The sequence below is a fragment of the Pantoea sp. ICBG 828 genome (assembly GCF_002928355.1).
In the GTDB taxonomy this organism is placed as follows: domain Bacteria; phylum Pseudomonadota; class Gammaproteobacteria; order Enterobacterales; family Enterobacteriaceae; genus Pantoea; species Pantoea dispersa.
Genome location: NZ_POWN01000002.1, coordinates 519,225 through 539,901, shown reverse-complemented (window position 1 = coordinate 539,901; position 20,677 = coordinate 519,225). Strand labels below are relative to the sequence as shown.

Below are 20,677 nucleotides of genomic sequence, written 5' to 3'. Positions count from 1 at the left end.
ATTACTCCTGTTCTTTATATCGAACGATTTGTTCATCTTGTAAAACACGTACGGCGCGTTCATTATAACGGCTTTCTTGTTCGTTATGAGATCAAATTGTGATGCGTCTGGGTGCCGTACCGCTTGATCGCGGCGTATTGAAAGCGATCTTCCTTGTTTGTCTGGCCGACGGCATCGTTGGCCTTTCCTATGGTTCTCTTGCCGCTGCCGACGGTTTTCCGCTCTGGGTGCCGATTGCGCTCTCGACGCTGGTGCTGGCGGGGGCGTCCGAGTTTTTGTTTATTGGCATAGTGGCAGGCGGCGGCAGTCCGTTAACCGCTGCCGCAGCCGGTTTACTGGTCAACGCGCGTCATCTGCCGTTTGGCATTGCGGTGAAAGACCTGGTCGGGCAGGGCGGACGCAGTCTGCTGGGCTGCCATATCATGAATGACGAGAGCGTGGTGTTCGGTATTTCACAGCCGAAGCTGGCGCAGCGTCGGGCGGCTTACTGGGTTTGCGGACTGGGTATTTTTGCCATCTGGCCGCTCACGGTGATTGCCGGTGCGGTGATTGGGCGCTTTATTCCTGATGTGTCGGCGATTGGCCTGGACGCGGTGTTTCCGGCCATCCTGATCGCGCTGATTTTCCCGGCGCTGCGCCAGCGTCGCACGCGCATTCCGGCCACCCTCGGGGCACTGCTGTCCGTGCTGGCGACGCCTTTTGTGCCAGCCGGTATGCCGGTGCTGTTTTCTTTACTCGGTTTGCTGAGCTGGCGGGAGCGCAAAGATGCAAAATAGTTTAGTGATTGCCGGCATCGCGCTGCTGGCTGCAGGGACGTATGCGATTCGCTTTGCCGGTTACCGGCTGGGCAGCCGGATGCACATGTCAGAACGTGTGCGCAACATGCTGTCCGACGCGGCAACGGTGCTGCTGCTGGCTGTCGCTGTCACCACCGCGCTGTTTGAGGGCACCGATTTCGCCGGCGTCGCACGGCTCACCGGCGTGTTGTTCGCGGTGTTTCTCGCCTGGCGTCGCGCGCCATTGATACTGGTAATCATCGGTGCGGCGGTGATGACGGCGCTGCTGCGCTATTTTGGCGTACCGTAAGCGGCGGCGTGATGACCGGCGCAAAGATGACGGCGCACTGGCACCTGCTTTGCAGCTATGATTAGGGATAGAGAGTACAACAAGGACAACGCGAAAATGGTGATTAACTGCGTGGTGTATCGCCACGGCAAACGCGAAGAGCATGTCGAAGTCGATCAAATCAGCGAAGTGCTGAAAGAGGAAAAATCGTTCGTCTGGCTTGGCCTGTATCAACCCGATCCGGCGTTCATGCAAACGCTGCAGGAAGAGTTTAGCCTGCATGAGCTGGCGATTGAGGATGCGCTGGTGGCGCATCAGCGGCCCAAGATTGAGCAGTACGGCGAATCGGTATTTATCGTGGTGAAAACCGCACACATGGAAGATCGCCAGCGCATCAGCTTTGGCGAAACCCACTTTTTCCTCGGCAAAAATTTTCTGATTACCGTGCGTCACGGTTCGGTTGAGGGCTATAAAGCGATCCGCGCTAAAGCCGAGAAAAATCATGCCATGCTGTGCCAGGGACCCGGCTATGCGCTCTACTGCATCCTCGATTTTATCGTCGACAACTACAGCAAAATCACCGAATCGCTGAGTGAACGTATTGCTGACCTGGAAGACGGCATGTTCACCACCCGCTTTGACAGCGTCACGCTGGAAAATGTTTACCATTTGCGGCGTCAGCTGCTGTCGTTGCGCAATGCGGCGATGCCGGTGACGGAAATCTGCCCGCAGCTGGTGCGCTTCCATGAAGATATCATTCCGAAGAATCTGCGCGCCTATCTGCGCGACGTGCAGGATCACGCGCACCACGTCATGATTGATGCCGAGGACATGCGCGAAACGCTGGCCAGCGCCATGCAGGTGAATCTGGCGCTGGTCTCGGTACAGCAGAGTGAGGTGAATAAAAAGCTGGCCGGCTGGGGGGCAATCCTGATTGTGCCGACCATCATCTTCAGTATGTACGGTATGAACTTCTCAGACATGCCCGAGCTGCACAGCCACTTTGGCTATCCGGCGGCGCTGGCGGTCACGCTGGTAATCTGTTTCGTTATGTGGTGGCGGCTGAAAAAAGCGGGCTGGCTGTAAGCATGATGGCCTGCGCGCGCTGTCACCAGACGCGCAGGCCAGGGCGATTTCAGCCTGAAATCGCCAGGCCCAATCTGCCTCAATGCGCGCTGGCAGTAGGGCGCACCGTGATCTCATTGACATCAACTTCGCCAGGCTGATTAATGGCCCAGCTCACCGCCTGCGCAATGGCTTCGGGTTTTAACGCAATCTGACGATAGCTCTGCATGGCCACGCGTGCGGTCTCGTCAGTGATGGTGTCCGCCAGTTCCGATTCCACCACGCCGGGATTAATGACCGTCACACGCAGCTGGCGCGATTCCTGACGCAGGCCATCCGAGATGGCGCGAACCGCGAATTTTGTGGCGCAGTACACCGCTGCCGTCGGCGATACCGCCAGCGCACCAATCGAGGCGATATTGATGATATGGCCGCTTTGCTGCGACTCCATGACCGGCAGCACGGCAGCGATGCCGTACAGTACGCCACGCACGTTGACATCGAGCATACGATCCCATTCATCCACCTTCAGCGAACTGAGCGGCGACAGCGGCATAACGCCGGCATTGTTGATCATTACATCAACCCGGCCATATTTATCGCGGGCAAAATCGGCCAGCTGCTGCGTATCGGCACGCTGCGTCACGTCAGTGGCCAGATAATCCAGTTGCGCGCCGCTGGCACGCAGTTCATCACACAGTATTGCCAGTCGATCGGTACGGCGCGCGCCCAGCACCAGTTTATGCCCCTGACTGGCCAGCAGACGCGCTATCGCTTCGCCGATGCCGCTGCTGGCGCCGGTCAGAATAATCACTTTCGCATTGGAATGAGCCATGATGGTTTCCTCGTGTTGGTTGACGAGGCTATTGTGGAAAACGCCGGCTAAAGCGAACAGACCGGATTGTGGCGCATCATTGCCTGATTCTCTCGTCACTATTGTGAGTAAGAAAGAAATCTGGCTATGCTTTGCCTGAACCTCTCACCGGAAACCCGTTATGTCGCAAACCGTACAACAGCAGACCTGCGCGCTGCTGCGCCAGCTGGCACCGCAGGAAGGTTACACTGCCTCACTGCTGGACAGCGTGCGCTTTATGCGTGCCGACCGGCAGTGGGCGCGCACGCCGGTTCTTTATGAGCCGAGCATCATCATTATCTGTCAGGGCTCGAAGCGGGCGTTTCTGGCCGACAAAATGTATCGCTACGACGCACAGCACTATCTGGTGTTGTCGGTGCCGCTGCCATTCTCCGCTGAGACTGAAGCGACCTCGGCTGAACCGTTGCTGGGGCTGGCTATCCGTCTGGATGCGGCCACGCTGGCGCGCCTGGTGACGCAGGTCGCAGCGGCAGACATTCCGCTGGCGGAGACACCAGCCAGCATTATTTCGACGCCGGTAAATGAGACGCTGGCGGACAGCACGCTGCGCCTGTTACAGGCGCTGAGCGATCCGCTGGAAGCGCAGGTTTTAGGCCCGGCCCGGGTAGAAGAGATTTGCTTTCGTGTGCTGCTGGGTGAGCAGGGCGGTGCGGTGCGCGCAGCGCTGACCTATCAGGGGCACTTTGGGCGCATCGCGCGGGCGCTGCAGCGCATTCATGCTGACTGGCAGCAGCCGCTGGATGTGCCGCATCTGGCCAGCGAAGCGGGCATGAGCGTTCCGCGCTTCCATCTGCATTTCAAAAGCGTCACGCAGACCTCGCCGATTCAGTATCTCAAGTCCTTACGGCTGCATCAGGCGCGTTTGATGATGATTCGCGATAATCTCACTGCCGCCGGTGCCGCCGCACGCGTCGGTTACGAAAGTGATTCACAGTTTAACCGGGAGTTTAAGCGGATGTTTGGTCGCACCCCGGCTGACGAGGCGCGGGTGATGAAACGCGCATTTGCGTTGCTGCCGCCGGAACAGTTATCCGCGCGGCTAGAGGCACATTAGTTCAGTACGCGATGACGATTGCCACCACCACGCCAATCCAGAACAGCAGGCTGGCAGCCAGTGCCAGCTGGCACAGTAACCGGCGGGAAAAACTCAGCAGCGCACTGAGGCGCGGCGATAACATTAATACCATGATCATCCCTTACAACAGCCAGCAACTCATCAGCGCAGCCCCATCACGGCAACCACCAGCAGAATCCAGAAAAATGCACAACCTGTTAGCAGGAAACGCCAGATCAGATGGCGTTCGGGAATCAGCAGCGTGTGCAGACGCATACGAAGAAGTAGTGGCATAGCGACCTCAAATCAGAAAGTTTTATAGGGAATATCCGGCAGCTGAGAACAGAAAATTCTGTCAGCGAATAAGAACATTCTGACGTGTTATAAGGCCGCGAAACGACAAGACCAGTCTTGAAAACAGGCTGAGAAATTCCTTAGCAGGCAGGCGGCAGCCACAGCGGACATCAGGTGCCGCTGTGACCATCAGGCACAGCAAAGCCGGTTACACGCTGCGCGTGACGCCGCCGTCCACGCGAAGATTCTGCCCGGTGATATAAGCCGCGCCGGGCGAAGCAAGAAACGCAATGGTAGCCGCCACTTCTGCTGCCGTGCCGTAGCGCTGCATGGGCACGCTGTCGCGCCGTTCATCCGTTTTCGGCAGGCTATCAATCCAGCCTGGCAGGACGTTGTTGATACGAATATTCTCAGCTGCGTAGGTGTCGGCAAAGATTTTACTGAAAGAAGCCAGGCCGGCACGGAACACGGCCGAGGTCGGGAACATGTCGGTGGGTTCAAACGTCCATGCCGATGAGATATTGATGATACTGCCGCCACCCTGTTGCTGCATGATCGGCGTGACCAGACGTACAGCGCGCACCACGTTGAGGAAGTAGGTTTCCATTCCCTGCTGCCACGCGTCATCGCTTAATTCGAGGATCGGCGCGCGCGGACCGTGACCGGCACTGTTAACCAGCACGTCAATACGTCCCCAGCGCGCCAGAGTGGCATCAATCAGGTGCTGCAAATCGTCCACTGACTGATTCGAACCGGTAATACCGAGCCCGCCCAGACGATTCGCCAGCAGCTCGCCTTTGCCGGAGGAGGAAAGAATCGCGACCCTGAAACCCTCGCTGGCCAGCTTCTCCGCTGCCGCTGCGCCCATACCGCTGCCACCTGCGACAATCACCGCAACTTTTTCTACTGTCATGTGAGTAACCCCATCAATTAAATATCCTGTGATGCCAGTATAATGGCCGGGAGATGCCGCAGAGAGTCAGCTCAGCTGGCAATTGACGATAGGAAAACTACAGGATGAATCAGGGCTTTCAGGCATTACCGTCGCTGAATGCGCTACGGGTATTTGAAGCCGTGACGCGGCACCTTAATTTTCGCCTCGCCGCTGAAGAGCTCGGTGTGACGCAGGGTGCGGTTGCGCAGCATATTCGCGGCCTGGAGGCCAGCCTGGGCTTGAAACTGTTCGATCGGCTGCCGCGTACGCTGGCGCTGACCGCTGCTGGTGCAGGCTATGCGGTGCACATTCGTCAGGCATTTGAGCTGATTGATGAGGCGACGCGCACGCTGCGCCCGGAGCCGGATCGCCTGACGCTGAGCGTAACACCGACCTTTGCCAGCCGCTGGATGCTGCCGCGTTTACCGGCATTTACCGCGGCCTGGCCGGACATCGACCTGCGCGTGCTGGCCTCTGAACGGCTGGTGCAGTTTCACCATGAAGGCGTCGACCTGGCGGTGCGCTATGGCCGGCCGCCGTTTGGTAGCGGGCTGGAGGCCATGCTGCTGTTTAGCCAGACGGTGCTGGCGGTGGTCAGCCCGGCGCTGCTGGCACAACACGGTGATGCAGCGCAGCCAGAAAATTGCCTGCGCTATCCGCTGCTGCACGATGGCCATCACCTGTGGCCAGCGTTCCTGGCGTTTATGTTCCCCGGCCAGTCGCTGCAGCATCAGCATCATCTGCGCTTCAACCAGACCGCGCTGGCGCTGGAAGCGGCGCTGAGTGGTCAGGGTATCGCTCTGACCAGCCCGCATTTTGTGCAGAACGATCTGGCCAGCGGTCGGCTGGTTCCCGCCTGGCATCGTGAGATGCCCGTTGATGCCGGCTGGTATCTGGTGGCTCCGCGTCGTCCGCGTGAGCAGGCAACGGTGAGTGCGGTTCGTGCGTGGCTACTCAGTCAGGCGGAGCAGAGCAAAGATTGATGGCTGAGCAACGCGATGCTTTTATGTTCAATAACAAAATCAGTAAAACTGATGATCGTCTGCGAATTATGAATGTTATAACTGACTGAGCATGCATTTTATAAGGTTTATCCTGCACAGGCAGGGTTTTAGAAAAATATCACGCAAATTCAGCAATTAAGGGAAGGAATTGTGCGTTGCAATCTGCTGAGGGCTGTGAATAAATAAAACGCTGAATTTCATAAAAATGCCATAACGGCCAGGCGACAGCCTGCATAACCGTATTACCACCATGACCGATCATAAAATTCTTTTAGCCAGGGATATCAGCGCCAGAAGTGAAAGCATGCAGGCGCACCTCATCGCCATCCGTCGCGATATTCACGCACATCCGGAACTCGGTTTCGACACCGTCCGCACCGCAGCCATCGTGGAAAAGGAATTGTTGCGCCTCGGGCTGACGCCGCAAACCGGCGTGGGCCGCACCGGCGTGATGGTGGACATTACCGGCGCGCAGCCGGGCAAAACCGTGCTGCTGCGCGCCGATATGGATGCGCTGCCGATTCATGAGCAAACCGGCCTGCCGTTTAGCAGCATCTGGCCGGGTAAAATGCACGCCTGCGGCCACGATATCCACACGGCTACGCTGCTCGGCGTCACGGCGATCCTCGCGGACCTGCGCAGCCAGCTGCACGGCACGGTGCGGCTGATTTTTCAGCCGGCCGAAGAGACGCCAGAGAGCGGCGCGCAAGCCATGATTGCTGCCGGCGCAGCGGACGGCATTGATGTGGCGATCACGCTGCACAATAAACCAGAGCTGGCCGCAGGAGAAATCGCCCTGACGCGCGGTGCCAGCACCGCCTCCAGCGATGAATTCGACGTAGTGATTCACGGCAAATCCACCCACGCGGCCCGGCCGCACATGGGTACCGATCCGATCATTGCCGCCGCCAGCCTGGTAACGCAGTTGCAGACCATTGTGTCGCGCGAGCTCGATCCGGCGAACTCTGCTGTGCTGACGATTGGCCATATCCACGGCGGCACCACCCATAACATCATCTCCGACAGCTGCCTGATTCAGGGCACGATCCGCGCTAAATCACCGCAGGCGCGCGCTCACATGGAAGACGCTTTCCGTCGCATCTGTGCCGGTGTCGCACTGTCGCTCAATACGCGGATTGAGGTCAATTATCAGCGAGGCGTACCGCCGCTGATGAATGATGATGCGCTGATTGATGCACTGGAGCCGATCCTCTCGCACCAGTTCGGCAAGCCGGTGGTGGCAAAACCCAGCAGCAGTTTTGGCGCGGAAGATTTCTCGCTGTTTACCGAGCGTGTGCCGGGCTGTCAGATCCATATCGGCTCTGGCGCGCCGGGGCGCGACGACCATCTGCACAACTCCGACTATCAGCCGGACGAACGCAGCATTCACGCTGGCACACAGGCTCTGGCCCGTATAGCGATCGACTTACTCTCCTGATAATAATGAGGTTTTATGATGATGCGTAAAGGGCTGTTCTCCGCCTCCGCGGGCATGTTGCTGCTGGCTGCTGCCGCTGTGGTTCAGGCCAAAGATTTTGGCACGTTAAAATTCGCCACCGAAGCGGCCTATCCGCCGTTTAACCAGTCCACGCCGAGCGGCAAAATAGTCGGCTACGAGCCCGATATGGTGGCCGAACTGGCGAAACGCGCGGGATTCAAATATGAAATCGTCGCACAGAAGTGGTCCGGACTGATCCCCGGCCTCGCTGATGGCAAATATGATGCAGTGGTCGATGCCGTCACCGTGACGCCAAAACGTGAAGAAGTGGTGGATTTTACCCATCAGTACACCGTGAGCGTTTCGGGCTTCGTCACGCTGAAGGGCAGCGCAGTGGATACCCTGCCGGGCAACGGTGAAGTGGTACAGGCGACCGATGAAGCCGGTATGAACAAAGCCATCGACGCGCTGAAGGCGAAGTTCAAAGGCAAAACCATTGCGGTGCAGGTCGCTACTATTCAGGCCGATTTCCTCAACAAATACCTCGGTGATGTCGCGACTATCCGTACCTATCAGGCCGGACCGGAAACCTTCGCCGATCTGCTCAACGGCCGGGTTGATGCGGTCATGGCATCGCGCACCAACCTCAATGCTTATGTGAAAAAACACGCGGATACGGTAAACAGCACCGGTTACGGCTTTGTGGGGGGTGTACTGGGCCAGGGCTCGGCGATTGCCATTCGTAAAAACAATCCGGAGCTGAAAGCCGCGCTGGATCAGGCGCTGGTGTCGATGATCAAAGACGGCACGCTGAAGCAACTGTCTGAGAAATGGTTCGGCGAGAACGTCGCGCCTGCGGAGTAATGCTGAGCGCTTATGACTATTGACTGGCAACTGTTAGGTTTTGGTGACGAAGGCTGGGGCGGCGTGCTGCTGGACGCCGCCACCGTCACGGTAACGGTCTCGCTGTGTGCGTGGCTGCTGGGCGCGATGCTCGGCAGCCTGCTGTGCTGGATGCAGATTGGTGGCGGCCGCTGGCAGCAGCGTCTTGCCAGCGGCTACATCACGCTGTTCCGCGGCGTGCCGGAGCTGCTGGTGATCTACCTGTTCTACTTTGGCGGCCGACAGGTGGTCGGGTTTATCGGTGAAGCTATCGGCCTGCAGGGGCCGTTTGACGTTAACGGCTTCGTTGCGGGCGCGATCGCCATCGGGCTGATTTCCGGCGCTTATCAGAGCAGCGTATTTCGCGGCGCGTTTTACGCGATTCCCGCCGGCACGCTGGAAGCCGCTACGGTCACCGGTATGGGGCGTTTTATGCTGTTCCGCCGCATGATTGTGCCGCAGGCGCTGCGCACCGCGCTGCCGGGCATGGGTAATCAGTGGCAATCGGTGATTAAGGAGTCGGCGCTGGTATCGGTGACTGGGCTGGTGGAAACCATGAACCAGATTTCCACCGCGTCGAATTCCACCCAGATGCCGTTTTTCTTCTACAGCGTAGGCGCGGTGATTTACCTGATTATCACCACCTGTTCAGTTTTCTTCTTCCGCTATGTGGAAAAAGTGGCCATGCGCGGGCAACAACGCGCGCGGTTGTAAGGAGCCACGATGGATTTCACCTTTTTACAGCACACGCTGGCGGCGCTGCTGCGCGGACTGCCGCTGACGCTCAACCTGGCGGTATTGTCCCTGCTGGGCGGCGGGATACTGGCGCTGCTGCTGAATCTGCTGCGTCAGCATCGCCTCGGCAGCTACGTTACGCGTTTTTATGTCTGGCTGTTCCGCGGTACGCCGCTGCTGATTCAAATCTTCATGATTTACTATGGCCTCGGCAGCCTGCCGGCGGTGCGCGAAAGCGTGCTGTGGCCGCTGCTGCGGGAGCCCTACTGGTGCGGGTTAATTGCGCTGATTCTCAACGACGCGGCTTACACCGCCGAGATCCTGCGCGGCGGACTGAATGCGGTTAGCGTGCAGTCACTGGAAGCGGCGAAAGTGTGCGGCATGTCGCGCTTCACTACGCTGCGACGCATCACGCTGCCGCTGGCAGTGCGGCAGGCGCTGCCGGCCTACAGCAATGAGATCATCTCGATGATCAAATCCACGTCGCTGGTGAGCACCATCAGCCTGATGGAGATGACCGGCATCGCCGATTCCATCGTGTCAGAAACCTTCCGCGCGCTGGAGGTGTTTATCAGCGCGGCGATTATCTATCTGCTGCTGACCGTGCTGGTGAGCAAAGCGGTGGCGCTGCTGGAGCGCCGTTTGTCCCCCTATCACGCTGGAGCACGTTAATGAATAAACCCACTATTGCCCTGAGCCATCTCAGAAAAAGTTATAGCGGGCATGAAGTGCTGCATGACATCAGCCTGACGGCGCAGGATGGCGACGTCATTTCGCTGATCGGCGCCAGCGGCTCCGGTAAAAGTACGCTGCTGCGCTGCATCCCGTTTCTTGAAGTGCCACAGGCCGGTGAGATTGCCGTGGGCGATGAAGTGGTCACCCTCGATAACGCGGACGAAAAGCTGAGCCGTGAACAGCGCCGCCGCATTAAGCTGATGCGCATGCAGCTCGGCTTTGTGTTTCAGGGCTTCAATCTGTGGCCGCACAAAACCGTGCTGCAGAACATCATTGAGGCACCGATCCATGTACAGAAGCGCAGCCATCAGGAGGCCGTTGCCGAGGCCGAAGCGCTGCTGCAAAAGGTCGGGTTATACGAAAAGCGCAACGCGTGGCCGTCGCAGCTCTCCGGTGGTCAGCAGCAGCGCGTGGCGATTGCCCGGGCGCTGGCGCAGCAGCCGAAAGCGATACTGTTTGATGAACCCACTTCCGCACTCGACCCGGAGCTGGTGGGCGAAGTGCTGCGCGTCATCCGCAGCCTGGCGGAAGAGGGGCGCACCATGATTATCGTCACCCATGAAATGGGGTTTGCGCGCGATGTATCAAACAAAGCGGTGTTTCTGCATCAGGGCAAAATCGAAGAGTCCGGATCGCCGCAGCAGGTGTTCAGCGAACCGATCTCGGCGCGCTGTCGCGCTTTTGTCAGCAGCCACCTGCAGCGCAACAGCTAACCAGATTTGTGCCAATGGTGTTCTAAGCCAAATTATGGAAAAATCGCCCTCCCTCAACGGAGGGCTTTTTTATCGGCGCAGGGAAGGTGCACGTCGTCGCGCACTTCACGTCCATCGATAACCAGCTACCGTCAGGTCTGGCTGCTGTTGCGTTACCGCGCGACAGAGAGGGCCGAAATTTTCCTCATTTTTCTACAGGCGGAGTACGTAATGGGCGCGAAGGTGTGGTTAGTGGATGATGATGTATCCGTGCGTGAGTCGCTGGGATTTCTGCTGCGAACCGTGGACTACGAGGTCGCCGACTTTGCCGACCTGGCATCGTTCGAAACCGCCGCCGGTCAGCAAGCCGTATGCGGCTGTCTGCTGCTTGATGTGCGACAGCCAGAGAGTAGCGGCCTGAGCTGGCTGGCCCGGCAGGGCGCACGCCATCCGCTGCTGCCGGTGATCATCATGACCGGACACGACACGCTGGAGGCCTGCCGGCGCTTGTTTGCTCAGGGCGCCTTTGCCTTCTTCACCCGGCCGCTGGAGATTGAACCGCTGCTGGAGACGGTCCGGCTGGCGATGCGTGAGAGCGAGCAGCGCGCCAGCCTCTAATGATGCCGCGCCGTGTTGCCGGAAAGCGCGCGCCGGGAAGCCAGCGCGCACAGCAGCGGCACCGGCAGGGTAAACAGCAGTAACAGCCACAACAGCACATACACCGCATCCACGCCGTCGTTTTGCAGGTTGTTATACAGCTGCGCCGGCATTCCGTGGGGAAACCAGGCGAAAATCATCACAATGCCGAATTCGCCCATCGCCCGCACCCACGCCAGTGCCGTAGCCGACGCCAGGCCCGGTGCGGCCAGGGGCAGCGCCAGCCGCCAGAAGCGCGGCCATGGCGCGGCACCCAGCGTTCGGCCCGCTTCAAGGATCTCCGGCGGCACCGCGATAAACGCCGAGCGTGCGCTGGTGACAAAGTAAGGCAGCGCGCCATACCACTGCGCCAGAATAAAGGCGGCGGGATTGTTCACCAGCGTCCAGCCCAGCTTGCTCAGCAGCTGGCCGGGTAAACTGTACGGACCGTACGCGCTGACCAGCAGGATTCCCATCGCCAGCGGCGGCGTCAGCAGCGGGATCATCACCAGCGTTTCCACCAGCCAGCGTATTTTCCCCCGCGCCTGCGACAGCCACCAGGCCAGCGGTAAGCCGGTCAGAAAAATCAGCACCAGCGCGATCGCTCCCAGACTGAGCGAAGTGGTAATCGCCGCGCCGTCACCCCACGCCAGCCGCAGATGTTGCCAGTGTGTGACGCCCGTCAGGGTGATAAACGGCACGGCCAGCAGCACCAGGGCGGGTAGCGATAGCCACAGCGCGCCAGCATGGCGGATTTTCATAGGGTATAAAGCCCATCGCCCTTCGGTGCGGCGTAGCCTTGCTGTTTAAACAGCGCCTGCCCTGACGGACTCAGCATGAAATCTACAAAGGCTTTGCCAGCGGCCGTACCGTGCGGCGCATTCCTGAGCACCGCCGCGTAATAGACCAGCGGCTGGGTGTGCAGCACTTTATCTTTACCCTGGCTGTCTTTGACGCTAAAGCTGACCGTGTTGTACCACTTAGTCGCCATCGCCGGATTGCTGAGGTTGATTTCATCGGGCAGCGCAATGTAAGGCAGATGGGCAGAGATCACTTCGCTTTCATAGCCTGCTGCCGCATCCACCTGACCGCTCTCGAGCCGCGTCAGCAAGCCACCTTCCAGATGGGTTTGTGCGGGATTCTGGTAACCGCCGAGAATGTGGTCAGCGATGCCGGGCTGCCGGTAATACTTCTGCGCCAGTAGCAGGGTGAAAATGATGTTCTGGCCTTTAGGATCGTTTACCGGATCGGTCCGACCAAATTTCAGTCCCGGCGCTGCCAGCAGCTGAAGCCAGCGGCCATCATTGCCTTTGGCTGCGGCAAACTGCGGCGCAAACGGCCCCTTCGGGTTATAGGCGATCACCATGCTGGTGCTGGCTACCGGTACTGCGTTGTCGATCAGCCCGGCGTCTTTCAGGATCTGCATCGGACCGGGAGTAATAGACACGAACACGTCAGCGGTGATTTTTTTGCTCGCCAGCAGGCGCGCCATGCCGTAAGCCCCCTGGCCCTGACCTTCATACTTACCGTCATGCTGTTGTGCAAATGCCGGGCCCAGTGCCTGATCCATCACTTTTCCCATCGAACCGGCATACGTCACGCGGATATCCATGGCGGCCTGCGCCGGTAAACTCAATCCGCCGGCGGCAGTCATTAACAGTAGGGTAAGCGTCTTCACGCGGAGATTCCTTTTCGCTATATAAATGAGTAGATAGCGATTATCGGAATTCTCCGTTTTAGCGCAAGGTAAAATCTGTTGCGAAATCCTGCGGTCGCGCGCCAGCGCCGGATTTTAGTACCATTGCAACGCGCGCTGAGAGAAAAAAATTCATTTACCGATCCGTGAGCTACCGCAAACACAGGCGGCCAGCCGTCTGCTGGTTAAATAAGCGGCTATAGTTATCCCAGTTGGATTATTTTGCATGCCGCTGGGCGTGCACCTTTTCCTCATTTGCCTGGAGCCCGTTACTACGTCACGAGGTTTAACGTGTTTGCCGATCTTTCCTGGAAAATTATTCATCAGGTCATCAACCAAACCATCGCTGAGATGGTGGATGAACAGCAAACGCTGGACGTGCTGAGCCTGCGCAGGCGCTTGAGGGAAATGGCGGAGAACGAAACTAACGAGGAGATGGTGCTGTGTTACTGGCAGGCCAGCAAAGTGCTGACGCGTTTGCCGCCCACCGTCACCGCCAGCCAGCTGATAGAAGAGGCGCGCCATGCGTTCCGCAGTCCGCCCAGTCACGATTCGCTTTAACGCGAAATGCTTTTCTTTCCCCGTTGCGCTTAACAGCCTCTAATTGGCTGAAATTTAATCATAATCAGGCAATACGCTCTGCTAGACTTCCTGGGTTAACAACGCTGAAAACAGAGGACAGTAATGAAAATCAAAAGTTATGCCGCACACAACGCTGGTGATGCGCTGGTACCGTACGAGTACGAAACCGGTCCGCTGGCGGCGGAAGAAGTGCTGGTTGAGGTCGATTACTGCGGTGTGTGCCATTCTGATTTGTCGATGATTGATAACGAGTGGGGCATTTCCTCTTATCCGGTCATTGCCGGTCACGAAGTGATTGGTCGCATCAGCGCACTCGGCGATGCGGCGCAGGACAAAGGATTGAAGGTCGGCCAGCGCGTGGGTATCGGCTGGACCGCGAAAAGCTGCCAGCACTGTGATGCCTGCATCAATGGCGAGCAGGTCAACTGTGAGAACGGTTCAGTGCCCACCATCATGAACAAAGGTGGTTTCGCCAGCCATCTGCGCGCCGACTGGCAGTGGGTGATTCCGCTGCCGGAATCCATGGACATCTCCTCTGCCGGTCCGCTGCTGTGCGGCGGGATTACCGTGTTTAAACCGCTGCTGATGCACCATGTAACGGCAACCAGCCGCGTCGGCGTCATCGGTATTGGCGGCCTCGGCCATATGGCGATCAAACTGCTGCGCGCCATGGGTGCTGAAGTTACGGCGTTCAGTTCGAATGCCAGCAAAACCGAATCGATCAAAGCCATGGGCGCCGATCGTGTGGTCAACAGCCGCGATCCTCAGGCGCTGAACGCGCTGGCCGGGCAATTTGATTTGATTATCAGCACCGTAGCCGTCGATCTGGACTGGCAGCCGTACTTCCAGGCGCTGGCTCCGCACGGTAAGTTCCACACCGTGGGCGCGGTGATGAAGCCATTTGAAGTGCCGGCGTTCAGTCTGATTCTGGGCGATCGCGCGGTAACGGGTTCTTCTACCGGTTCACCGGGCCAGCTGCGTAAGCTGATGCGTCTGGCGTCACGCGCCGATGTGGCACCGCAGGTGGAAGAGTTCCCGATGTCAAAAATCAATGAAGCGCTGGATCACGTACGCGCCGGTAAAGCTAATTACCGCGTGGTGCTGAAGGCCGATTTCTGAGGCGGATAACACGCTGACATTTGTCAGACAAAACGGCGGATGGGGGATCATCCGCCGTTTTTTACGCCTTATCCCTGCGAATCATCCTTTTCGCCGAGGAAGAAATACCACAGCGGAATCGACATCAGCGCGGTGAACACCGCGGTGTAAAGCGCGATCATAAAGCCCTGCGTCAGATACATGGTCAGCGTCCAGTGGCTGAACGGGATGCCGTATTGATCGATCACGCCGCCGATAATCGCATTGCTCATCACCGTACCGACAATCAGCGCCAGAATAAACAGCCCACGCAGGTAGTAACGCATCTCCTTGCGTTTCACCGTGAAGCGCGCCCGCACGATACCGAGCGGCGACTGCTGCGCGGCGAGAATTTCCGCTTCGCTCATCGGCGCCCGCTGTTGTCTGCGCCAGCGCAGTACGTCCACCAGCACGAAGGCCAGCAGGCTGACGCCCATCACCGGCAGGGCATAGCCGAGCGCCAGCGCCAGCATCAGGCAGACCCCTTTGGCATAGTGCGGCAGCGCCAGCCAGCTTGCGCTCAGGGTTTGCGCCGGGCTGGCCTGATCCAGCGCCGGGCGGCGCAGCCACCACATGCGATAACCCAGCACAATCATGCTGCACAAACCCAGGCCAAACAGCGCCAGCAGCAGCTGATTAGGCCAGCCAAACAGCACGCCCATGTGCGCATCGACACCCCAGCGCGTCAGTTTTGCCACCAGCGGGAAGCGATCAAACCAGACGTGATCGACAATCGCGAAGCTTTGCGGATTCACGGACACCGCATCCACCTGGGTGGGCCAGCTGCGGTCAATCTCACTGACCGTCCAGGCTTTACCCTCGCTTTTCGGCTGGCGCAGCTCCACTTTAGCCGCGCGGATGCCATCCTGACGCGCCGCCGCCAGCACGCGATCCCAGTCAGCGTCGGCGGCATTTGCCGGCAGTGACTTCGCCGGCTGCGCCGCCGGTTTCGCCATCGACGACATCGGCATGCTGGTCATGTCCATGTCCGGCATACTGCGGTGATCGGCGTGAGGATCCGCCGGCGCGGCGGGCGCATCACCGCTGAGCGCCGTATTCACCTGTGGCGTCAGCCAGTTAAGCTCGGTGCGCATCTTATCGATATTGCTACCTGCCCATTGTGACCAGGTGAGGCCGGTAACGGAGAAGAACAGCAGCCCGAGCAGCAGCGTCAGCCCCAGCGTGATGTGCCAGTGCCGGGTGAAGGCAAACCCCTTTCGCACGGTTTTCAGCCGGCGTTTTGGTCGCGTGCCCAGCCACAGCAGCACGCCGCCGAGCGCGGCCACCCACAGCCAGCTCGCCGCCAGTTCGCTGTAGTTGCGACCAAAGTCACCGAGTAACAGGCTGCTGTGCAGCAGATCGAGCGTGGTGCGCAGCGGCAACACGCCACTGGTGCCGTACACCGTCATGTCGCCGGTTACTTTGAGGCTGTAGGGATCGATAAACACCGCGCGCGACTGCGACGGACCAAGTGTGGCATCGCTGAACTGTACGCGCGTGGTATCGCGCGCGGCGGGCGCGGGTCGAACCGCATAAATGTGCTGATTTTCGCCCGCATAGGCGCGTGCCGCGGCGATCTGCGCCGAGAGCGGTTGCACATTGCCCTGCGGCTGCGCGGTGAGCGCATCGGCGTAGATCAGATTTTCCAGCTGCGGCGTCAGCACATACAGCGTGCCGCTGAGCGCCGCCACGAAGATGAACGGCGCGACAAACAGGCCAATGTAAAAATGTAAGCGGCGTAGCAGATTAAGCACCGCGCCGCGCGGTGCTGCAGAGTGAACAGCAGACAAAGCCGTCTTCCTTCCGATAAGAGAATGTCAGGGCACAGCGCAGGCGTTGTACCGATTAATGAGATTCAGCAGGAAAGAAAAACCGGTGGCGCGCGCGGACGATGGGTACCGCTGAAGCGGCGCGGCCGGGGTGCCACCAGCGGCGGCAGCGGTGGGGCACGCGAGATCACCAGCATCAGCCAGATGAACGGGATAAACACCCACATCATTAGCGGAACATGCACCAGCAAATCACAATAGCCGCAGGCAAATTCGCCGTCGTCCATGTTGTGATGCATCATGCCCGGCATCGCCATCTCCATCGGCATATCGTGATGGTGCATTGGCATGGCAGATGAAGGGCTGTGCGACGCCACGGGGTCAATGCGCGTTTGCCGCTCCAGCAGCGTTTTCGACACAATCGGCGCGACGAACAGCAGCAGCACCGCCACAATGGCGACGCAGGCGGTCAGGCGCTGGCGAAAGTGATAGGAAAACGTCATGGCAAATACTGAGTGCTTCAACAAATGAGGCCGAAGTGTAACGCGATTGCCGCACAAGGGTTAATAAAAGTGAGGCCGGGAGCGACAAAATTCGCACCTTTTGAAAAGGGTCACTTAACGTGGTGTGTTTGTTAACTTAATTGCAACCTGATGAGTACATTAGAGAAACACTATTTCTCATTGCTGAAGGATGAGTGGAGTCTGATGGCAAGAACTGTCATTGCTCAGAATTTGTGGTCGCCATTAATGGCGACCCTACAAGGTATTTGCACTATTTGCACAGGGTGCGCATTGATCCGCACCGATATAAACAGGTCACTTGCAACTTTATTGCAAGGCGTCACGTCATTTATTGCGGCCTGTAGGCAGTTGCACGATTTTCACATGACGGCGCATTGATAAGCACCGTTGTAATCAGGTCACTTTCAACTTAATTGCAAGGCATAACGGCATCGATCGCAATCAGCAAGAAATTACACGATTTCCGTAGGGTGCGCATTTATGCGCACCGATATAAACGGGCGGCTCGTTGTTTAACTCTTTTCATTTACAGGGAAGCCTCTCAGTATGAGCCGGGCCTTAAAATATCGATCGCCCCAGCCGCTCCGTGAGTTTCTCCAGCATGGCGGTGCCGGCCAGCGAGTTACCGGAATGATCCAGCGCCGGTGACCAGACGGCAATACTCATCTCACCGGGAATCACTGCGACAATCCCGCCGCCGACGCCGGATTTAGCCGGCATGCCCACGCGCCAGGCAAACTCACCGGCGCCGTCGTACATGCCGCTGGTCATCATCAGTGCGTTCACCTGCCGCGCCTGGCGTGCAGAGATCACCGCCCAATCATCATCCTGCATGCGGCCGTGATTGGCGAGATAGAGAAAAGTATGCGCCAGTTCGCTGCAGCTCATCGCCAGCGAGCAGTAGTGAAAGTAGGTTTCCATTACTTTACTGACGTCATTATGAAAGTTGCCAAACGACTTCATCAGCCAGGCAATGGCGGCGTTACGTGCCGAGTGCTCATATTCAGATCGCGCGACCACACGGTCATACTGAATATCCGGCTGCTGTGCCAGACGACGCACAAACTCCAGCATGCGCTGGCGTGGCGCGGTGAGTCGGCTTTCCAGCAAATCGCACATTACCAGCGCGCCGGCATTAATGAATGGATTGCGCGGCTTTCCCTGTTCCAGTTCAAGCTGCACCAGTGAATTGAATGCCTGGCCGGATGGCTCTTTGCCTACGCGCTGCCAGATCTCGGCGTCCTCGTACAGCGTCAGCGCGACGGTAAGCGACAGGACTTTGGAGATGGACTGGATCGAGAAGCGCGTGCCTGCATCGCCGGCCTGATAGCTGCGTCCATCGGCGGTGGCAATGGCGATGCCCAGTTGATCGGCATCCACGCCGGCCAGCGCCGGGATGTAATCTGCCACTTTGCCCTGACGGGTGAGGGGGCGTACGTCCGTGATAATCTCTTCAAGCAATGCATTACTGAGTTCCGACACCTTGTGGCTCCGGGGTGACTAATCCTGGCGCGATCATGGTGATTTGCCGTCGGCGCGTCAATCCACCGCGCAAAATTCTGTGAGCATGCTGCAGCAAGCCTGCACCGCATTGCGGATTTTCTGCGCGGTTTGTTGCGCCCGATCGCAACCCAGCCTTGCGCCGACGCCACATCGCGCGGCCTGAGGTAAAATTATGTTGCGAATGATTGAGTTACCGATCAGGCAATTTTGGTTATGCTAAGCCCAAACTCTTTCCGGCGCAGCCAATGCGCTCAACTGTTGTAATTGAGGATGACGATGTCTGCCTTACCTGATGCCACCGAGCCTGCCAACGCGATGCGCGCCGGGCGCTTTATGCTGCTGCAAAAACTGCTGCGACGCGATAAAACCCCGCTGGCATTGCTGCTGCTGGCCGCGCTGGTCGGTATCCTTACCGGGCTGGTGGGTGTGGCTTTCGATCGCGCGGTCAATTTTATTCTCCACCTGCGGATCGGCTGGCTGACAGAGCGTGCGGATAACCTGGCCATGGCGTTGCTGAGCGCGTTTTTTATTTCGGCGCTGCTGGGCGGCATCGGCTATTTTCTGGTGCGCCGCTTCGCGCCAGAGGCGGGAGGCTCGGGCATTCCGGAAATTGAGGGCGCGCTGGAAGAGCTGCGCCCGGTGCGCTGGTGGCGCGTACTACCGGTTAAATTTATCGGCGGCATGGGCGCGCTGGGTTCTGGCATGGTGCTGGGGCGCGAAGGACCCACGGTACAGATTGGCGGCAACATCGGTGGTATGTGCCTCGATCTGTTTCGTGTGCGCGATTCCGAATCGCGTCATACGCTGCTGGCGACCGGTGCCGCGGCGGGGCTTTCGGCGGCGTTCAACGCGCCGCTGGCCGGCATTTTGTTCATTATCGAAGAGATGCGCCCGCAGTTTCGCTATAGCCTGATATCGATAAAAGCGGTGTTTGTTGGCGTGATCATGTCGAGTATTGTCTTTCGCGTGCTCAACGGTAATGAAGCCATCATTAATATCGGTCAGCTGCGTGACGCGCCCACTGAGACACTGTGGCTCTATCTGGTGCTGGGTGTGCTGTTTGGCGGCTGCGGCGTGGCGTTCAACCGGCTGATATTTCTCGCACAGGACCAGTTTCAGCGCCTGCATCTCGGACGTACCGGGCGCTGGGTGCTGTTCGGTAGCCTGCTGGCCGGACTGTGCGGCGTGCTGGGTTTACTGCTGCCGCAGGCGGTGAGCGGCGGAACGACGCTGATTCCGGATTTCGCTACCGGACACTATGGCGCGCTGGCGCTGTTTGCTCTCTTCGCGCTGCGCACGCTGGTCACCATTTGCTGCTTCTCTTCAGGCGCGCCGGGCGGCATTTTTGCGCCCATGCTGACGCTGGGCACGCTGCTGGGCACCTGCTTTGGTCAGTTGAGCGCCGACTGGTTCCCGCATTATCAGCTGGAAGCCGCCACCTTTGCCGTCGCCGGGATGGGCGCGCTGTTCGCCGCCTCAGTGCGCGCGCCGCTTACCGGCATCGTGTTGGTGCTGGAAATGACCAATAACTATCAACTGATCCTGCCGATGATCATCACCTGCCTGGGCGCAACGCTGGCGGCGCAGTTCTTTGGTGGCAAACCGCTCTATTCCTCAATCCTGGCGCGCACCCTGGCCAAAGCACAACTCACTAACCGCGCCAGCGCCCGGACGGAATAGGCGTTTTTCAGGCGGCCATGACAGTTGAAGCCGGTTAACACTATCGGCTTCATTCTCCGTCCTTATCGTGCTGTTAAAACTCAACGGTGGCAGAATCGATCCCGCAGGCTTTAGCGTAACGCGCAATGGTTTCAAAGCTGGCAGAGGTAATATTCTTTTCCATGCGCGAAACCGTGGGCGGTTTTACCCCCATCCGCTCAGCCACTTGTGCACTGGTCAATCCGGCATGCTGCCGCCACGCTTTGAGCAAGGCTTGCATACGGTCTTTTCGTTCCTCTGCTTCCCAGGCTGCGCGGTATTCAGGATCCTGAAGCATTTCTTCATGTAGCTGATTATGGGTTTTATATTTCATTGAGCATCTCCTCCAGACGACGTAAC

Annotated in this window: 24 protein-coding genes; 14 read left to right on the top strand and 10 right to left on the bottom strand. The window is 58.5% G+C overall.

All coding sequences use genetic code 11. The features are described from left to right. Nucleotides 1-101: 101 nt before the first annotated feature. The 3 genes from C1Y43_RS06935 to corA all read left to right on the top strand — a co-directional run bounded on the left by C1Y43_RS06935 (nt 102) and on the right by corA (nt 2,151). Complete coding sequence (locus C1Y43_RS06935; RefSeq protein ID WP_058758973.1) at nt 102-776, top strand: AzlC family ABC transporter permease; 675 nt, start codon at nt 102-104, stop codon at nt 774-776. Next, a complete protein-coding gene (locus tag C1Y43_RS06930; RefSeq protein ID WP_021508856.1) occupies nt 766-1,086 on the top strand; it encodes an AzlD domain-containing protein in 321 nt (106 codons plus the stop codon). Before C1Y43_RS06935 ends, C1Y43_RS06930 begins: the two co-directional genes overlap by 11 nt. 96 nt (nt 1,087-1,182) lie before the next feature. Next, complete coding sequence (gene corA / locus C1Y43_RS06925) at nt 1,183-2,151, top strand: magnesium/cobalt transporter CorA (RefSeq protein WP_021508858.1); 969 nt, start codon at nt 1,183-1,185, stop codon at nt 2,149-2,151. A gap of 79 nt (nt 2,152-2,230) precedes the next feature. Here corA and C1Y43_RS06920 read toward each other — a convergent pair whose 3' ends face one another. Beyond that, on the bottom strand, nt 2,231-2,965 hold the full coding sequence (locus C1Y43_RS06920) for an SDR family oxidoreductase (protein WP_058758975.1): 735 nt from the start codon (nt 2,963-2,965) through the stop codon (nt 2,231-2,233). Nucleotides 2,966-3,125: 160 nt separating this feature from the next. Here C1Y43_RS06920 and C1Y43_RS06915 point away from each other — a divergent pair, with 160 nt between their 5' ends. Further along, nucleotides 3,126-4,058 carry an AraC family transcriptional regulator gene (locus tag C1Y43_RS06915; protein ID WP_058770362.1) on the top strand — a complete coding sequence of 311 codons (933 nt, stop codon included), beginning with the start codon at nt 3,126-3,128 and terminating at the stop codon, nt 4,056-4,058. A gap of 1 nt (nt 4,059) precedes the next feature. On the opposite strand, the gene C1Y43_RS24240 is transcribed toward C1Y43_RS06915, so the two are convergent. The 3 genes from C1Y43_RS24240 to C1Y43_RS06910 form a co-directional block, all read right to left on the bottom strand. Then, nucleotides 4,060-4,191, bottom strand: coding sequence for a hypothetical protein (locus C1Y43_RS24240; RefSeq protein WP_255412114.1), 132 nt, complete (start codon nt 4,189-4,191; stop codon nt 4,060-4,062). A 29-nt stretch (nt 4,192-4,220) separates the two neighbouring features. Further along, nucleotides 4,221-4,352, bottom strand: coding sequence for a hypothetical protein (locus C1Y43_RS24235; protein ID WP_255412113.1), 132 nt, complete (start codon nt 4,350-4,352; stop codon nt 4,221-4,223). Between the two features lie 208 nt (nt 4,353-4,560). Then, nucleotides 4,561-5,265 carry an SDR family oxidoreductase gene (locus C1Y43_RS06910; protein ID WP_104187607.1) on the bottom strand — a complete coding sequence of 235 codons (705 nt, stop codon included), beginning with the start codon at nt 5,263-5,265 and terminating at the stop codon, nt 4,561-4,563. 104 nt (nt 5,266-5,369) lie between these two features. On the opposite strand from C1Y43_RS06910, the gene C1Y43_RS06905 reads away from it, so the two are divergent. The 7 genes from C1Y43_RS06905 (at nt 5,370) to C1Y43_RS06875 (ending at nt 11,390) form a co-directional block, all read left to right on the top strand. Beyond that, a complete protein-coding gene (locus C1Y43_RS06905) occupies nt 5,370-6,269 on the top strand; it encodes a LysR substrate-binding domain-containing protein (protein WP_104187605.1) in 900 nt (299 codons plus the stop codon). Nucleotides 6,270-6,540: 271 nt separating this feature from the next. Continuing rightward, nucleotides 6,541-7,728: a M20 family metallopeptidase gene (locus C1Y43_RS06900; protein WP_104187603.1), complete on the top strand. Its 1,188-nt coding sequence runs from the start codon at nt 6,541-6,543 to the stop codon at nt 7,726-7,728. Nucleotides 7,729-7,743: 15 nt separating this feature from the next. After that, the gene (locus C1Y43_RS06895; protein ID WP_021508866.1) at nt 7,744-8,592 is read left to right on the top strand and encodes a transporter substrate-binding domain-containing protein; all 849 of its coding nucleotides are present in this window, start codon (nt 7,744-7,746) and stop codon (nt 8,590-8,592) included. A gap of 12 nt (nt 8,593-8,604) precedes the next feature. Continuing rightward, nucleotides 8,605-9,324, top strand: coding sequence for an ABC transporter permease (locus tag C1Y43_RS06890; protein WP_104187601.1), 720 nt, complete (start codon nt 8,605-8,607; stop codon nt 9,322-9,324). 9 nt (nt 9,325-9,333) lie between these two features. Continuing rightward, nucleotides 9,334-10,017, top strand: a complete 684-nt coding sequence (locus C1Y43_RS06885) for an ABC transporter permease (RefSeq protein ID WP_058758980.1) — start codon at nt 9,334-9,336, stop codon at nt 10,015-10,017. After that, nucleotides 10,017-10,793, top strand: a complete 777-nt coding sequence (locus C1Y43_RS06880) for an ABC transporter ATP-binding protein (RefSeq protein ID WP_058758981.1) — start codon at nt 10,017-10,019, stop codon at nt 10,791-10,793. The genes C1Y43_RS06885 and C1Y43_RS06880 overlap by 1 nt, the downstream gene beginning before the upstream one ends. Before the next feature lie 210 nt (nt 10,794-11,003). After that, nucleotides 11,004-11,390, top strand: coding sequence for a response regulator transcription factor (locus tag C1Y43_RS06875; RefSeq protein WP_104187599.1), 387 nt, complete (start codon nt 11,004-11,006; stop codon nt 11,388-11,390). On the opposite strand, the gene C1Y43_RS06870 is transcribed toward C1Y43_RS06875, so the two are convergent. Beyond that, a complete protein-coding gene (locus tag C1Y43_RS06870) occupies nt 11,387-12,169 on the bottom strand; it encodes a molybdenum ABC transporter permease (protein ID WP_104187598.1) in 783 nt (260 codons plus the stop codon). The two genes, C1Y43_RS06875 and C1Y43_RS06870, sit on opposite strands and share 4 nt — an antisense overlap. Continuing rightward, entirely contained in the window at nt 12,166-13,062 is an 897-nt protein-coding gene (locus C1Y43_RS06865) for an extracellular solute-binding protein (protein ID WP_104187596.1), read from the bottom strand. Before C1Y43_RS06865 ends, C1Y43_RS06870 begins: the two co-directional genes overlap by 4 nt. A gap of 333 nt (nt 13,063-13,395) precedes the next feature. Between C1Y43_RS06865 and C1Y43_RS06860 the strand changes: the two genes are divergently transcribed. Together C1Y43_RS06860 and C1Y43_RS06855 are read left to right on the top strand one after the other, a co-directional pair. Next, complete coding sequence (locus tag C1Y43_RS06860; RefSeq protein ID WP_010616678.1) at nt 13,396-13,665, top strand: hypothetical protein; 270 nt, start codon at nt 13,396-13,398, stop codon at nt 13,663-13,665. A 123-nt stretch (nt 13,666-13,788) separates the two neighbouring features. Beyond that, complete coding sequence (locus C1Y43_RS06855; RefSeq protein WP_104187595.1) at nt 13,789-14,805, top strand: NAD(P)-dependent alcohol dehydrogenase; 1,017 nt, start codon at nt 13,789-13,791, stop codon at nt 14,803-14,805. 68 nt (nt 14,806-14,873) lie between these two features. On the opposite strand, the gene C1Y43_RS06850 is transcribed toward C1Y43_RS06855, so the two are convergent. The 3 genes from C1Y43_RS06850 to glsB all read right to left on the bottom strand — a co-directional run bounded on the left by C1Y43_RS06850 (nt 14,874) and on the right by glsB (nt 18,598). Next, a complete protein-coding gene (locus tag C1Y43_RS06850; protein ID WP_104187593.1) occupies nt 14,874-16,613 on the bottom strand; it encodes a DUF2534 family protein in 1,740 nt (579 codons plus the stop codon). A gap of 65 nt (nt 16,614-16,678) precedes the next feature. Next, entirely contained in the window at nt 16,679-17,095 is a 417-nt protein-coding gene (locus tag C1Y43_RS06845; RefSeq protein WP_021508875.1) for a DUF2946 domain-containing protein, read from the bottom strand. Between the two features lie 579 nt (nt 17,096-17,674). Further along, nucleotides 17,675-18,598, bottom strand: coding sequence for a glutaminase B (gene glsB / locus C1Y43_RS06840; protein ID WP_104187592.1), 924 nt, complete (start codon nt 18,596-18,598; stop codon nt 17,675-17,677). A gap of 297 nt (nt 18,599-18,895) precedes the next feature. Here glsB and clcA point away from each other — a divergent pair, with 297 nt between their 5' ends. After that, on the top strand, nt 18,896-20,299 hold the full coding sequence (gene clcA / locus C1Y43_RS06835) for a H(+)/Cl(-) exchange transporter ClcA (protein ID WP_081315776.1): 1,404 nt from the start codon (nt 18,896-18,898) through the stop codon (nt 20,297-20,299). A gap of 73 nt (nt 20,300-20,372) precedes the next feature. On the opposite strand, the gene C1Y43_RS06830 is transcribed toward clcA, so the two are convergent. Beyond that, complete coding sequence (locus C1Y43_RS06830) at nt 20,373-20,651, bottom strand: helix-turn-helix transcriptional regulator (protein ID WP_088517418.1); 279 nt, start codon at nt 20,649-20,651, stop codon at nt 20,373-20,375. Nucleotides 20,652-20,677: the final 26 nt, after the last annotated feature.

Excerpts from the sequence above, each read along its gene's own strand:
- C1Y43_RS06870 (WP_104187598.1), bottom strand. The coding sequence starts at position 12,169 with ATGAAAATCCGCCATGCTGGCGCGCTGTGGCTATCGCTACCCGCCCTG.
- C1Y43_RS06910 (WP_104187607.1), bottom strand. The coding sequence starts at position 5,265 with ATGACAGTAGAAAAAGTTGCGGTGATTGTCGCAGGTGGCAGCGGTATG.
- C1Y43_RS06890 (WP_104187601.1), top strand. The coding sequence starts at position 8,605 with ATGACTATTGACTGGCAACTGTTAGGTTTTGGTGACGAAGGCTGGGGC.
- C1Y43_RS06915 (WP_058770362.1), top strand. The coding sequence starts at position 3,126 with ATGTCGCAAACCGTACAACAGCAGACCTGCGCGCTGCTGCGCCAGCTG.
- C1Y43_RS06895 (WP_021508866.1), top strand. The coding sequence starts at position 7,744 with ATGATGATGCGTAAAGGGCTGTTCTCCGCCTCCGCGGGCATGTTGCTG.
- C1Y43_RS06875 (WP_104187599.1), top strand. The coding sequence starts at position 11,004 with ATGGGCGCGAAGGTGTGGTTAGTGGATGATGATGTATCCGTGCGTGAG.
- clcA (WP_081315776.1), top strand. The coding sequence starts at position 18,896 with ATGTCTGCCTTACCTGATGCCACCGAGCCTGCCAACGCGATGCGCGCC.
- C1Y43_RS06935 (WP_058758973.1), top strand. The coding sequence starts at position 102 with ATGCGTCTGGGTGCCGTACCGCTTGATCGCGGCGTATTGAAAGCGATC.
- C1Y43_RS06865 (WP_104187596.1), bottom strand. The coding sequence starts at position 13,062 with ATGACTGCCGCCGGCGGATTGAGTTTACCGGCGCAGGCCGCCATGGAT.
- C1Y43_RS06830 (WP_088517418.1), bottom strand. The coding sequence starts at position 20,651 with ATGAAATATAAAACCCATAATCAGCTACATGAAGAAATGCTTCAGGAT.
- C1Y43_RS06900 (WP_104187603.1), top strand. The coding sequence starts at position 6,541 with ATGACCGATCATAAAATTCTTTTAGCCAGGGATATCAGCGCCAGAAGT.
- C1Y43_RS06855 (WP_104187595.1), top strand. The coding sequence starts at position 13,789 with ATGAAAATCAAAAGTTATGCCGCACACAACGCTGGTGATGCGCTGGTA.
- C1Y43_RS24235 (WP_255412113.1), bottom strand. The coding sequence starts at position 4,352 with ATGCCACTACTTCTTCGTATGCGTCTGCACACGCTGCTGATTCCCGAA.
- C1Y43_RS24240 (WP_255412114.1), bottom strand. The coding sequence starts at position 4,191 with ATGGTATTAATGTTATCGCCGCGCCTCAGTGCGCTGCTGAGTTTTTCC.
- C1Y43_RS06880 (WP_058758981.1), top strand. The coding sequence starts at position 10,017 with ATGAATAAACCCACTATTGCCCTGAGCCATCTCAGAAAAAGTTATAGC.
- C1Y43_RS06845 (WP_021508875.1), bottom strand. The coding sequence starts at position 17,095 with ATGACGTTTTCCTATCACTTTCGCCAGCGCCTGACCGCCTGCGTCGCC.
- C1Y43_RS06885 (WP_058758980.1), top strand. The coding sequence starts at position 9,334 with ATGGATTTCACCTTTTTACAGCACACGCTGGCGGCGCTGCTGCGCGGA.
- corA (WP_021508858.1), top strand. The coding sequence starts at position 1,183 with ATGGTGATTAACTGCGTGGTGTATCGCCACGGCAAACGCGAAGAGCAT.
- C1Y43_RS06920 (WP_058758975.1), bottom strand. The coding sequence starts at position 2,965 with ATGGCTCATTCCAATGCGAAAGTGATTATTCTGACCGGCGCCAGCAGC.
- C1Y43_RS06930 (WP_021508856.1), top strand. The coding sequence starts at position 766 with ATGCAAAATAGTTTAGTGATTGCCGGCATCGCGCTGCTGGCTGCAGGG.
- C1Y43_RS06905 (WP_104187605.1), top strand. The coding sequence starts at position 5,370 with ATGAATCAGGGCTTTCAGGCATTACCGTCGCTGAATGCGCTACGGGTA.